This window comes from Halomonas sp. H2, assembly GCF_050215315.1.
Taxonomy (GTDB): Bacteria; Pseudomonadota; Gammaproteobacteria; order Pseudomonadales; family Halomonadaceae; genus Vreelandella.
On record NZ_CP189760.1, the window covers coordinates 2,588,398 to 2,602,916 of the forward strand.

The 14,519-nt window shown below is 50.6% G+C and carries 8 protein-coding genes; all 8 read right to left on the bottom strand.

The window, feature by feature from the left end:
* Positions 1 to 43: 43 nt before the first annotated feature.
* Entirely contained in the window at positions 44 to 817 is a 774-nt protein-coding gene (gene cysQ, locus ACQE2I_RS12050; RefSeq protein ID WP_427028331.1) for a 3'(2'),5'-bisphosphate nucleotidase CysQ, read from the bottom strand.
* A gap of 45 nt (positions 818 to 862) precedes the next feature.
* Positions 863 to 1,918 carry a glycosyltransferase gene (locus ACQE2I_RS12055; RefSeq protein WP_427028332.1) on the bottom strand — a complete coding sequence of 352 codons (1,056 nt, stop codon included), beginning with the start codon at positions 1,916 to 1,918 and terminating at the stop codon, positions 863 to 865.
* A 193-nt stretch (positions 1,919 to 2,111) separates the two neighbouring features.
* The gene (locus ACQE2I_RS12060; RefSeq protein WP_427028333.1) at positions 2,112 to 4,274 is read right to left on the bottom strand and encodes a glycosyltransferase family 2 protein; all 2,163 of its coding nucleotides are present in this window, start codon (positions 4,272 to 4,274) and stop codon (positions 2,112 to 2,114) included.
* Between the two features lie 165 nt (positions 4,275 to 4,439).
* Positions 4,440 to 6,779, bottom strand: coding sequence for a glycosyltransferase family 2 protein (locus tag ACQE2I_RS12065; RefSeq protein WP_427028334.1), 2,340 nt, complete (start codon positions 6,777 to 6,779; stop codon positions 4,440 to 4,442).
* Between the two features lie 19 nt (positions 6,780 to 6,798).
* Positions 6,799 to 9,849: a glycosyltransferase gene (locus ACQE2I_RS12070; RefSeq protein ID WP_427028335.1), complete on the bottom strand. Its 3,051-nt coding sequence runs from the start codon at positions 9,847 to 9,849 to the stop codon at positions 6,799 to 6,801.
* A 179-nt stretch (positions 9,850 to 10,028) separates the two neighbouring features.
* A complete protein-coding gene (locus tag ACQE2I_RS12075) occupies positions 10,029 to 11,195 on the bottom strand; it encodes a nucleotide sugar dehydrogenase (protein WP_427028336.1) in 1,167 nt (388 codons plus the stop codon).
* A gap of 22 nt (positions 11,196 to 11,217) precedes the next feature.
* Positions 11,218 to 11,973 (bottom strand): polysaccharide lyase, encoded by a 756-nt coding sequence (locus ACQE2I_RS12080; RefSeq protein ID WP_427028337.1) that lies wholly within the window; start codon positions 11,971 to 11,973, stop codon positions 11,218 to 11,220.
* A gap of 87 nt (positions 11,974 to 12,060) precedes the next feature.
* Complete coding sequence (locus tag ACQE2I_RS12085) at positions 12,061 to 14,505, bottom strand: acylphosphatase (RefSeq protein ID WP_427028338.1); 2,445 nt, start codon at positions 14,503 to 14,505, stop codon at positions 12,061 to 12,063.
* Between the last annotated feature and the right edge of the window lie 14 nt (positions 14,506 to 14,519).

Sequence of the window (14,519 nt, forward strand, 5' to 3'; positions counted from 1 at the left end):
ATATCGAGAAGGTTGGCAAAACAATATCGGTGGCGCCCCTGGCTTAATGCCCCCACACCACAAAATAGGGGTTGAGCTTTTCACTGGGGTTGGCGTAACTAAGCGCGGTGCCTTCCAGGGTTTCCACCCTTCCGCCCGCTTCCAGCACTACCGCATGAGCGGCGCCGGTGTCCCATAAACAGGTGGGGCCCAAGCGTGGGTAGGCATCGGCGAAACCTTCGGCAATGATGCACATCTTCAAAGAACTGCCCATGGGCAGCATGGTGTGCTCGCCCAACTGTTCCAGCCAAGCAGACAAATCAGGGCTAGGGTGCGAACGGCTACCCACTACCCGCCAGCTGACACCCGCTTTAGGCTTGCCAGCGACGGAAATGGCCTTACGGCTTCCATCCGCTTCAACCTTAAACGCGCCCAGCCCCCGCGCGGCCACATAACCCACCTCAAGTGCAGGTGCGGTCACTACGCCAAGCACCGGCTTACCGTTTTCAATCAGGGCTATATTGACGGTGAACTCGTCGTTGCGCTTGATGAACTCCTTGGTGCCATCCAGCGGGTCGACTAACCAGTAGCGACCATTCGCATCAACCCCAGTAAAGCCTTCGACATCCTCTTCCGAGAGAATCGGAAACTGCTCCGGTAATGCTTGCAAGCCGCGCACGATAATCGTGTGAGCAGCTTTATCAGCTTCGGTTAACGGGCTTTTATCCGCCTTCTTTTCCACGCTGAAATCGCAAGCGTAAATACTCATAATCGCATCACCCGCTTCATAGGCAATGCGTTCGACGGCATCCAGCAGTGTTTGGTTAATCTCGGTCACAGACATATCCTTAATCACAAATTCAGCGGTTTGCCGCGCCGAGGCTTAATCCAGACGTTCACTGCGTGCCTGCCAGAATGACACCACGAGGCTTGGATCACCAATCCGCTGGGCATCTTTCGCTGCCTGCTCGGCCATACGCGATGTCGCGGCCGGGTCTTCAAGTAGCTGCTGTAAACCATCGCGCCATGCGTCAGTAGTGTCTTCCACCAACAGGCCATTTTCGCCATGGCGCACTACCTCCGTATAGGGGTAGCGGTTGGAGTAGATCCCCACCCCGCCCATAGCGGCAATATCCAGAAACTTAATAAACGACTTACCCTGGTTAAAAGGCGTCTCTAAAAGTGGCGCCAAACCAATGTGCAGACGGCGCTGACGCTGGTAGCGCTGGAAGGCTTGCCAGGGTAATGGCGCGGGGGCTTTGACACGTGGCAACGCCGCCAAACGCTTCGGGAGATGCTGGCCCAGCATGATCTCAAGTTCGGTATCGTCGCGCTGCTGCAGTGTTTCCAAAGCAGGTGCGATATGCAGCAAATCCTGAAGGTGGGCTCGCGTCCCGTGAAAGCCAATCTGCCACGGCGTTTCTGCGGAGGGGGGAATGGAAAAGTGATCATGCCCTGGCAGAGGCGCCAGCAAAGGGGGCGTTAGCACGGAAACGTTAGCGTGGCGCGGCGTAAAGTAGCTCGCCAGTTGGTCGCTGCACGCCACCACCTCATCGGCCAGTTCCAGCAAGCGTGGTTGAAGCTTCGCTATGCGCGCCATGCGTTTGCGATAAGCGCTTGGCAGCGAGGTATCAACGGCGGCAGCGGCAATATCATCATCAATCAAATAGACGATATAGCCAAAAACGTTGCGGTTGCGTTCCAGCCAGCGCAGCCAGCTTAATGGCAGCGAGCGACACAACAGCAGGCTCACCCCAGCATAGCGGTGTTTAAAAGCGCGCCCATGTAGCCACGCAGCACCGAAAGAACGAGAAACCGGAAACCGCTCGGTCAGCACGCCCTGTTGATGCAGGGTAGGCGCGGCGGATTCATAGAAATAGATATCTTCGGTTGGCCGCGCGCCATCGCTAAGAACTACCCAGTGAATGTGGCTACTCACGATGCATCCTTTTTTAATCCATTAATCGAGTGATGCACACACCCGGCATTACAAACATAATCAATGACTGCATCGTAGCGCGTAACGAGGCTGTGAGATAAACGAACAGCCGAGGCACCCGCGGATGGCGGCGGGACGACGCCCCGTGGCAACCAACCATCCCTGCCTACAAAACCAGATTCTTCCTCACCCGTTAACGCAAAGAAAAATCTTCATGCACCAACGTTAGGTTTGGGTTATAGGCCGGGTCTTTATCAAGCTGCTCGGCCCAGGTGCGGCGCATATACGCCACTTCCCTTAACCATCGTGCCCGCTTGGTAGGCGTATCGTCAGCTCCGCGCGACATCGACTCATGATGGTAGAGCTCAGCAAACGGAGACCAAAGATTGCGATAACCAGCCTCTCTGACTTTTAAGCACAAATCGACATCGTTATATGCAATAGTTAAGTCATGCTCGTTCAGCCCACCCACATGATCGAACACGCTTTTCCGCAGCAGCAAACACGCGGCGGTCACGGCAGATAAATTTTGAACAAGCTTTAGCCGCCCTGTATAGCCTTCGCTATGGCGAGGGAAAAAACGGTGAGCATGGCCCGCCACATCGCCTAACCCCAGAATAACCCCGCCATGCTGCAACATACCGTTAGGGTAATAAAGTTTAGCGCCGACACAACCAATTTCAGCACGACAGACTTGGCTAACCATTTCCGTTAACCAGTGCTCATCCATCGGCTCAACATCATTGTTTATTAAGCCAATAATACTGCCATGTGCGTGAGCTGCCCCAAAATTATTGATCGCCGAATAATTAAACGGATGACGCCAGCGCAACACACGAACACGTGGATCGCGCTTTTCCACCGCATCCATATAAGCCAGCGTCTCAGGACAATCACTTTCATTATCCAGAATCAACAGCTCAAAATGTTGGTAAGCCGTCATCTCCAAAATTGCATCGACACAAGGACGCAGAATACCCACGCCATTACGCGTTGGCACCAGCAAACTCACTAACGGCTCTGGCGATGGGATCGGCCATTCAACCCGCACGGAGGTAGACGTTAACCCTGGGTGTACCGCCGCCTCTGCACTGACTAGCTGCTGCGCCAATACTTTACGCACCAACGTAACCGCATCGTCTTGCAGCAGTGGGCGAGGCAACTCAGCCAACCGGTGATAAAGCATGTATGGCAAGTGGCAAACGGAATCAATAGTGCCATGAATGCTTTGCCAATTTAAAAACGTCAACGCCAGCGCATAATCAACCGCTGCAGCATTGGTTAAGTTACCCAACAAATCCGCTTGTTCGGTCTCAAGTTGCCAAAGCAAACGTCGCTTATAAAGCGCCACACGGCCAATATAGTTAGTCGAAAGCAGTAAATCTGGGTTCCAGCCTGGCTTAAACACCGGGTGGCAGCGCTCGCCTTTTGGCCCGAACAAATCTTCATCGGCATAAAAGAGCTGAGCATCCGGGTATTTATTCCACGCTTTTGCTAGCCGGCATAGCGCCTCATGAGCAAGCTGGTCACCCACGCTAATGCGCATCACCCCATCACCTTGCGTTTGAATAAATCCTTGGTGATCCAGCTGCGCAAATTCATAGTGGTAGCTGTGGATAAGATTAATACGGCTTGTCGAAGGAAGGTAGCGCTCTAGGCTTTGCCGCTGCTCATGCGAAATTTCGGCAGAGAGAACAATATAGATTTCCCAAAAAAAATAGCTCTGCGTCCTCAATGAATCAATCGTATTCAAGAGCAGCGCCTCACCCCGCTTAAGGTCATCTCCCGTAACCGGCATGACCAGAGAAAACAGCGGGGCTGTTTTCAAGCCCGCAATAACTGTTTGTGGGTCTTCATGGGCCGGCTGTTCAGTCGTCTGGATCCAGCGCGTATAGTCATCGGCCACATGCTGTTTAGCATGGGTTTGATCGTAATCTGCCAATGCCAGCTTTCGCCAACGGCGACCTTTAGCCACCGATTCAACGTGTAGAGTGCGAATCACTTGATTAAGCCGCATGCCTTTATAGCTAGCATGATTATTAATCAGCCGACGCGCTAAACGGTTGTGGGCAAACCACGGAGTTAACCACACCCACTCTACTGTTACCTCTGAGAGGGCGCTTTCCGTCGCCATAAAAGAGAAGGTGATTTTTTTAACATTCACCGGTACCCATAAAATTCGCTTAGTCACCTTACCAGGGCGCAGGGAAACCGATGACTCAACAACGCGGTTGGCCGTATAAAAGATGAGCGTTGCAGCACCATGAGCATCCGCCCCCAAGCCATTTAGTTCCAGCATATTCCAGCCCGGCAAAGGCTGTTCCCCTGCCGCGACACACAGAACGCTATTTTCCAAGGAGGACGCATTATCAAGCGGCAACGCTTCACAAATATGAATTGTCGATTTTTTCCGCCAAAAAGCAGGCATCATGCTATCAATGAAGGTAGCTATTTTTTCTTTCAAACTTATGACGTGTTGCCCCATTCCAATACCTTACTTAATCAGTTTCCTAGGCAACTATCAGTTGATCAGCGCACTGCGAGTCTGCTCCCAAAACAGCAGACCAATAGATTCAAGATAATCATCCGAAGCGATGATACGCTTTTCGCTTACCCCCTCAAGCGTCTTTTCATCAAGCTGAGCACATTTTTCGCGGATAACCTCTTCAAGATTTTGGCTAGCCGAGGGTACCTGAACCACAAAACGCCCATTGGTTTGCGCCGCTAAATAATCAGGCGCCACCGCAGCCACCACGTCAGGATCGATGTTGCCTGCGCTATGCACGAACACGAACCGCTGAAAAACTCGACATAAGTAATTGAACATAGAAGAGCTGGAAGAGGAGCCGAACAGCAAACAGGTGCCTGCCACCAAGGCATTCGGGTATTCGATGACTAACACTCGTCCAAAATTTGGGAGTCCATTATCATATGTTTTATAGCGAGTGTGATTAAAAGAAGTAATGACCTCAACCGTGCAAACTTGTTTAGGTGTGAGCTTATTCCCCAAGTCGCCGCCCATCTCTTTTTGTTTATAGCGATCTTTTTGAAACAGAGCCTCACAAGCGGCTCTTTCGACCCCCAGTTTTTCAGCAAGCGCAATGGTGGCACTTAACGCGCCTTTTTGAGTCCAGTGGGTATCCGTGAGAATAAAAGCGTTGTCACCTAATGCTTTTAGCTCTTCAACGGGATAAACCACATCTTTGGCGGCCGCCAAGCCAAGCACTTGATGCAGCGGCCCGCCCTCACCCTCTTTACGTGGATGATAGTCCGCCCCCATCACACTCTCTTTAGAAGGAGCTACTAACAGTGCCCAAGGCCGCTGAGCTGCCACACTCGCCATATCGGATAAGTAGCTTTTCCAGCCCTCCAAGCCTGCCTGGGTTAAACGCATTCGGCCCATAAACTGGTCAACGCTACCGTTGGTATCGTTATCCAGAAACAGCCAGCCCTGCTTGCCTTTCAACACTTTTAACGTCTGAGCCACCTCCACATCACGGGTATCAATATTCACTTCTTGCAAGAGCCAACGCTCATCTTCAAGCGCCAACCACAGGCGAAAGCTACCCAGTTTAGGCGGCACAGTAAAACGGAAGCCGCACACCCGCTGGGGGTGGCCTTCCGCCGACATCGAAAACGTATTCTTGATCACATCCGGGCGATCAATTTCCAGCGGATGGCATAATTCAAAGGCAGGCTGCCATTCAGCCACAATACGCACTTGAGAGTGCATTTCGGCTAGGCTTTCGGGCAATAGCAGCCAGCCTTGCACTACTCGCCCAGAAGGCTGAAAGCGCGACCCCCGCTGCTCAGTGGGGTAATCTAACACCCAACGCTCAATAGGCGGTTGCCCGCTTGGCGTAGTAGATGACCACTCCTTTAAGCGGCGTTTAAGCCAGCGGGTTAACTCTGAGCCTGATGAAGGCTCAACAGGAGATACTTTACTAGCCTGGCCGTTAACCTCAGAGCCAATAATGACCTGCTGTTTACCAGCAAGTTTTTGCAACCATCTCATATTATCTTTGACCTTAGGCGCGAGCTCAGCCGCGCTATAACAATCAGCGTCATTGCGGTCGTGGCGCATAAAATAGTCGCGTTGCTTTTGATAGTTAGGCGTCGCCGCACTGCCACGTTTGGCTTTACCGAGTACGAACTCCTCCACCGACTTCACTAAGTAGTGATTGATACGAGCGCCCTCCCACACCACCTGCTCACTCAACCCTACTCTCGGTTTACCTTGTTTATCCCGGCGTGCCTCAACCGGTTGGCCTAACGCATTGACATAATGTCCACGTGCTAAACGTGCATGGTGAGGGTTATCAAACCGTTCAACATACGTGGGTCTCACCACGCTCTTGAAGTGGTGATTCGGACCAAACGCCTGCTTAGCACGCTGGGTGAAACGCTCAATGACCAGCCCCTCATCACGAAACTTTGCACCGTTGGAGCCAAAGCACGCCCAGTTAAGCGCCATGGCCCCCACCTCTTTTGAGGCAAACTGTTTTTCCAGCCACGCCAATAACGGAAATTCTGGCGCCTTATCGGCAGCGACTGCCACCGCGGGGGGAGTCGGTAATAAATATTCATCAGCATCGACAAATGCCACCAAATCAATACCGTTTGGACAACTACCAAGCAATTGCTGATAAGCGAGCAGCTGGGGAGGAGTACTTCCAGTAGGCACGGAAATCAAGGTCACCAAACCGGTCTTTGACAACGCATCTAATAACTCATAAGTCCCATCGCTACTTTCATTATCAGCGATTAAAAAATGGCTAGCGCCTACCGCAAGATGGAACGCCATCCACTCACTCAAACTGTCTAATTCATTTTTAACGATGGCAGCAATAGCAAGCTTCAAATAAAACCCCTAACAGTTCTTAACAACCGTTCTCAGTAACATCAATGAAATTAGAAACATATGTCAATTTGTATGCATTGACCAAGGCATGTCGCAATTGGGTAGCATTAAACTGCGTTTCGGCACGCAGCCGCCCCGCCTGACCAAAAACACGGCACTGTTCTGGAGCACTGGCAAGCTTGGCAACTTGTTGGGCAGCGACCAAAGTGTCACCAACAGGCACTAAAAAGCCTGTCTCACCCTCTACAACAAGCTCTCCTAACGCCCCCCAATCATAAGCAACAACTGGCCGCGCAGCAGCCATGGCCTCTAAGACCGTCCGCCCGAAAGACTCTTGAAAGCGCGATAGGTTCACCACGATATCCAGCTGTGCCAAGGCCTCTTCAGGCCGCTGAACGTAGCCCGCAAAGGTAATGTTGGCCGGTGCAAGGCCCTGGGCCTGGCGCTTTAACAGCGCCTCAACCTCAGCGGTGCGGGCACCATACAGCACCACCTCAACGCCGGGGGCCAGCGTTTGCAGATGCCCCGCCATTTCCTCAGCATCCGCCAAGCCCTTCTTAGCGATATTGCTGCTCAGCATGCCCACCCGCACACGCGCCGCTTGTTCAGTATCAAAACCCACGTCAGGTAGCGCTAGCAGCGGCGCCATCTCAATGGTATTGGGCACCACGCACTGCGCTGGCGGCTGTGTATCCTCATTGGCTTCACGGGCAAATGCCTGGGCCACACAGGCGGAGTTGGCAATGATCACATCCGCGTGTTGATGCACGTGTTCAACCACTTGTTCAGGCGTTGCACCTAAGGTGACACACAGCGCTTCATCATGGGCTGGCAATTCACGCACATGAACCAGGGTGGGCACGCCCTCTTGGCTTGCGGCCACGTATGGCTCCGCCAGCACCACGGTATTACCATGCACGGCATCAACAGCAAAGCGCTTTATCAGATCACGAAAATAGCCCACCGTCGCACTCACTGGCTCCCTGCCCACCTGCCACCAGCCGTAAGGCAGAACGGCCAACGCCTTACAGCGCGTTAACAGCGCCTGTTCATACTCCGCGTTATTGGTTTCGGGCAGCGCCACGATGACGTTCCAGCGCAGCTCGAGCATCGCATCCAGGATGTCGAGCAGGCTACGCTCAGCGCCATACAGCGCCGCACCTGCTTGATGCGCGCACAGCAACACCGTGGGTCGTCGGCTAAATTCCCGTTTGCCTTGCCAAATAGGCAGCGGCTCCAGCCCCTTTGCGTGCCCTTCCACCATGAAGTGCACTAACGGATGCTGGCCGGATGCCTTTACCTCCGGGTAGCGGCGGCAGTAACCGGAAAGGGAAAAATGCGGGCCAGGGTCTCGTTGCTCTAAAGCGCCAGTTGAATAAAAATGCTCCAACGGTTCAATGCTGGCCTGCTGAAGATCGATATAGCGTTCTAAATACCAGCCCGCATCGAACAGTGCGGATTCACTGACCACATCGATCTCCGCCAAGCTCGCTTGCAGAGTATCGGTGGGCCGTAACATCGCCGATGGCGCCACAAAGGGACGCTGCTCGGGGTGCTGCTGCATATACAGCTGGTGGGCGTTTTCGGCGCGGGCATGCCAACGCCGCGCCGCTGCCATGTAGCGGTATCGTAAGCCTGTGAACTGCGTTGCCAAGTGCGAGCGGGAGTGCTGGCTAAGTGAGCCTTCATCCACACGGCCAAACGCAAGCGGCACTCCAGGCAGTGCAACCATGATACTTTCAGTGCCGAAGGCCGCTTCCACACGTTCGCGGTACTCGGAGTCCGCATTCACGCTGACCGCATCCCAAAACCCCAACGTGTCGATCACTTCACGGCGCAGCAGCAGTGAAGAGATATTGGGATATACCCAACCATACTCATCTAACCGCCAACGATTAAACAGCAGTTCAGGCGTTACGCGCACCCAGTGCGACAAGCAAGCTTTCGCTTCAGGGTTTGCTTCCAACGCCTGCCACTGAGTAATCAGCTTTTGGGGGTGGGACCAATCATCGCTATCGTGAGTGGTAATAAAATCACCCGTGGCTGCCACTAACCCCGTGTTACGGGCGGCATAAGCGCCTTGATTAGTGGCGTGGCGAAGCAACGTTAGCGATACATGCATGGGGGCCTTGCGCTGCCAACGGGCCACCTCAATCACGCCATCATCTTCACTGGCGTCATCGACCACCACAATCTCCAAGCGAACGCCCTGCTGGTCGAACAAGCTGCGCAGCGCGGTACCAATGGTATGCGACGCGTTATAGAGCGGGATGATGACGGAGATTAGGGGTGAGTTGTGAGTGGTGAGTGGTGAGTGGTGAGTGGTGAGGGGTGAGGGGTGAGTTGTGAGGGGTGAGGCGTGAGTAGAGAGGTTATCTAGCGATAAGGGAGCATTGGTGTTGCGCTGGGTAATGGCGCTTAGCCCGTGGGCGGTAAAAAGCTGATTGAGTACATCAAGCCTATCGGCATCACTGCCCTGCCCTACTAATTGCGCGTTAGCCTCTGCAAGAAAAGTATCTGCATGGTTTGGAAAGCGTTGTTTGAGCGCTTCCAACAATTCCGGCAACACCGTGCCATCGCTTGGCTTGCCCTCAAGGGTTAACCGGCAGTGCGCTTCAATCGCCAGGAGCGCCATGGCAGGGTGATCCATGTTAGCGAACAAAGCGTTGGGGTCACCATTTGGCAGTAGGTAGGTAAGAACGCTCCCCCACTGCTGCTGCCATACGTACCAGCGCGCTAACGCCCATCGTGCTGCTTGCTGTTCTGAGGCGCTGGCAGAAGTATCAGTAAGCAATGCCTGTAACCTTGGCAAAATCACTGCATCAGCGCCACGCCATAACGCATGGTCCCAAGCCAAGGCACGATTACGTCGGGGTAAACGCCCTTCCGCTTTACCATGGCGTAGGTAATGCTCCCACGGGTCAATGCCTGCTTGAGCCACATCAGGGTAGGCTGCTAAATACCAATCCACATCAAATTCAGCTCGCGTGGCGTCTTCAGCCGATGGTGGTGTTTCAGTGGCATGAGAAGAAGAGAAAAGGCGCCAATATTTAGCCAAATAAGAGAGCACGGCTATACAACCCAAGTAAAAGAGAGAATTAAGCAAACAATGAAGTGAACAGAACCACAGCCACATTACCGTTCGGGATAGTCAGCGCACAAAAACGAGGCCAGCATACTGCAAAGCCTCGCTCATAACCATCTGAATTTAAGTGATAAATACAGATTTTCACTCACTGACCAGGACAATTAATCGCTACCAAATAGGTCTCGTGTATAGACCTTCTCAGCGACATCTTTCAACTCGTCCACCATACGATTCGTCAAAATCACATCGCACTTACCCTTAAAATCCGCCAAATTACGCATCACGGATGAACCGAAGAATTTTTCTTCTTCCAGCGCTGGCTCGTAAACCACAACCTCAATGCCTTTGGCCTTAATGCGCTTCATCACCCCTTGCATGGCGCTGGCACGGAAGTTGTCTGAACCGGTTTTCATAATCAGCCGGTAAATACCGACTACCTCAGGCTCACGGCGGAGTACTGATTCAGCAATAAAATCTTTGCGTGTACGATTCGCATCCACAACGGCCTGAATCATATTGTTAGGCACATCTTCGTAGTTGGCGAGCAGCTGCTTGGTATCTTTCGGCAAGCAATAGCCGCCATAACCAAAGCTTGGGTTGTTGTAGTGCTTACCAATTCGCGGATCTAATCCAATACCTTCAATGATTTGCTTGGCATCAAGGCCATGAGTTTCAGCATAGGTATCAAGTTCATTAAAATAGGAGACCCGCATTGCCAAGTAAGTATTGGCAAATAGTTTAATCGCTTCTGCCTCAGTGCTGTTGGTCAGTAGCACCTCAACATCCTGCTTGATCGCGCCCTGCTTCAACAGTTCTGCAAAGGTTTCACCGCGAACGGAAAGCTCACCCACAATAATCCGTGAGGGATAGAGGTTATCGTGTAATGCCTTTCCTTCGCGCAAAAACTCAGGTGAAAAAAGCAGGTTTTGAGTATTAAACCGCTCAGCGGTTTCTACGGTGTACCCCACCGGCACCGTGGACTTAATCACCATCACCGCGTCAGGGTTAATCTGCATTACCTGATTGATAACCGCTTCAACGCTCTTAGTATTGAAATAATTGGTTTTAGGGTCGTAATCCGTAGGTGTGGCAATAATTACGAAGGTCGCATCGCGGTAGGCAGCTTCGGCATCCATGGTTGCCGTAAAGCGCAGGTCTTCACGGGCGAGAAAGGCTGAAATCTCCGCATCTTCAATAGGCGAGACTCGCTTATTGAGCATCTCGACCTTTTCGGGCACGATATCCACCGCCACTACGTCATGGTGTTGTGCCAGCAACATTGCATTGGAAAGCCCCACATAGCCCGTTCCAGCAACAGCAATTTTCATCCTTGGAAATCTCCCACTCGTATTAACGTTCAAATGCCGGTGTAAGCGCTATATTATCAAAAAATGCGCAGTCCGTTTTATAACTCCCCCCGGCGGTACGAGGCGCCCATTCCGGACTACTCCCCCCATGAAAGGTATTAAACATCAACCGCTGAATATCACTTTCAGGCGTTAGCCGATCACGAAAGCGCAATGTTGAGTGTTCAATGAGTAGCTCGTCATCTACCCAAACCTTGATAAAACCGTTGGGCTCTTCAGCAGGTGCGTTTAGCGCTACCTGCATCACAACATGGTGGTACTGGCCTGGCTGAAAGGTAAAATCTGATGCAACGGTGGTATCACCATATTTTCCCTGCATATCCTGGTGATACACATAGGTTTGCAAACCGCCATCACCACGAAACATTAACCGAGCACTCCAGCCTTCGGGCGTAATGTCATTGCCACCTGCTACGGGGTCAGCAGGTCCCAGCCCATGCAATTTACCACCACGCCCGAAATCAAACCCTTCGCAAAATTGTACCCAAAATGACAGTTCATACTGTTCAGCAGGTGTAATACGCGGCGATACCACGACACGACGGCTGCCTCGCTCATAGCCTTCGTAATCTACTCGTACTGCAGTGCTCCCCTCGATACCTTGATGGGGAGCCAAGTGAGTGCGTGAATGCTCAACTATTGTTTTCCCTGTTCTCGAAAGCTGAGCACTATCAAATGTTTCAATCTGCTGAGAACCCTTGGGTGGTTCATCCTTCTCATTTGGCAACCACCAAATCATCAATAGCAGCACCAGAGTCAGGGCTGGAATCCAATACCTGGCCACTTCACATACCCCCGAATGCGCTGAAGAGAATGCTTGGAACCATCACACGACTATAAACCCATCGTATGTGTCAGCATCCAAATGCTCCGCAATAGCTATTTGTTTCACCACTGCCCTGGCTGGCCCTTTGCTCGCATTCCGTACAAGATCATCGATAGCTGATAACGTCCCCTGCACTACCGCGCGCACAGAGCCATCCTCAAAATTGCTGACCGTTCCATCTATCGCACGCTGGATAGCCTGCCGGGTAAACCACTTCCGATAACCAACGCCCTGCACCTTTCCTGTAATACACAGTTCACGAGTCACCGTGGAAACACGCGATGACTCAGGAAAGAGGGCATCTAAAATAGCGCCTGCAGCGTCACGTGGCTCGCCGCAGGTAGGGAAGTGGTGTATTGCGAAATCACAGTTTGCATTTACTTCTATTACTGCATAACGCTGCCCTGCGGCAGGCTGACTGATATCTTGGGTAATTAAATCCAGACCACAAAATGCCATATCCGTGAAAGAAGTATAAGCGCGCTCTGCTATTTCGATAAAATCTGGGTGAACTTGACTCGTTACATCTTCGCTATCACCACCAGCACCGATATTAGCGATATCTTGCAAATAGAGCTTCTCTCCGAACCGAAGCACAGAGGACTTACTAAACCCCCTACCCTTGATTCTTTGAAGTACTGCATCATTCAATTGAAGAGGATACTTTCCATTGTAGGGGTTATTAATTCTTATTTTATTTTTCTGCTCTACCAACACTTTTACAGTAGAAACACCGTCGCCTACTACATGAGCAGGATCACGCTTTATTGCAAATTTAAACTTACCGTCTACGACCAAGAGACGATAATCAAAGCCGTGCACATGCTCTTCGACAATAGCTTCTTCTTCTAACAAAGAAGAAAGAGCCCTTAACAAAGCCTCCTTCGTGTTAATGGCAGATATAACTCCTTTTCCGCCAGATCCATTAAAAGGCTTAACCACCGCTAGTGGCGAGGCACCTAACGAATCGAACCACGTTAATGCAGCGTCCGCATTCTCAGAGTGAATACGGATACCACTGGGCACACTAATAGCATTTTTCAAAAGCCTTCTTTTAGTACGCTCTTTATCATTAGTCAAACTACGCGTGGACTGTGACGTGCTAGAAGGCATATTTTCGCGAAAAACAATTGACCTCTGTGGACTAGTAATAGACCAACGTAAGCTACCTCTTTCCGTCACCCAAGTGCTAACTGCCATTCCTCTGGAAAATGCCTCCCGCCTAGATAACAAACGATTACTATTAACTGGTAATTTTAAAGACTTGTACTGTTTATCATTAGCACTATTACTCAATTTTTCAAAATCGAACAAACGTGACTCTATCGAAAGGCTTTGGTTATGAGCTTTAACGCTATTGACAATCTTCCTGATATTAGCTATTCCGCCACCCACTTTATACTTTAACTTTGTGCCTGGAAAAATAGCCTCTACTAATGCATCGGCAATATTCCTTCCTTCACCTTCATCAGGAGTAAGTAGCGAACTGAGCTGCGGCCTATCATTTGCTTCAATAATATAAAAGTTATTTTTATTAACAATAACATCAAGGCCAATGCAAAGGTTATCAGAAAAGTAGTCGCCCAAGTCGTTCACCTTCTGCTTAACCCACTTAGGCAACGACTCTGACACATCAGACACATCTCCTCCAGAAGACCTACCAAGAATACTCGATAGTGGTAAATATTCCCCTCTAGGAAGAACATAATTTTCCTTCACACCCTTTCCTGCTATATAATCTAATGCTTTTTCCACATCAATAGCAGGAAGATGACTCTTTTTCTTAAGACGGTTTTTTTCATCAATTAGCCGACCTATGCTCGATTTTCCATCACCTATAACATGTGCGCAGACCCGCTTAGCGGCACCATAATATCGACCTTTGATTAAATAAATACGATACTCATCACCTTGAACCTGCTCCTCTACAACTAGTTCACCACCTGTACTTTCATTTACAAGTTTGTAGAGTTCTTCAAAGGAGTTAATATCTAGATGAACACCTTTTCCCATACTTCCGCTAACGGGTTTAAGAACAACCGGATACTGGATAGCATTACTTTCAATGAGATACCTTGAAAGTGCACTTTTTCTAAACACAACACCTTTAGGAGAACTTAGCGCTAATTGCTCAGGAGATTTTAGTGCTTTCTTAGAAAAAACAGATGGCAAACAACCATTTAATAGCTTTGTTTTATTAAGAACAACTTCCTTACCCTCGCCACATAAAGAAAAAACTTGCCCAACACCATGATAATGTTTTTTGTATGCCACACTTTGAGCATCACACAGCATCTGAATATCAGTTGCTGAGTGCACTTTTATATCGATGCCGCGAGCAAGTGCACTAATCAAAATAGAATGACAGCAAAGCGTAGAGCTATTGACACGATGCTCTTTAGAACTTTTAAACAAAGCCTTCTCTAAAACATTATCAATCATCATGTTAGCCACAAAGG

Coding starts and splice junctions, on each gene's coding strand:
- ACQE2I_RS12080 (WP_427028337.1), bottom strand. CDS start 11,973: ATGATTTGGTGGTTGCCAAATGAGAAGGATGAACCACCCAAGGGTTCT.
- ACQE2I_RS12085 (WP_427028338.1), bottom strand. CDS start 14,505: ATGATGATTGATAATGTTTTAGAGAAGGCTTTGTTTAAAAGTTCTAAA.
- ACQE2I_RS12075 (WP_427028336.1), bottom strand. CDS start 11,195: ATGAAAATTGCTGTTGCTGGAACGGGCTATGTGGGGCTTTCCAATGCA.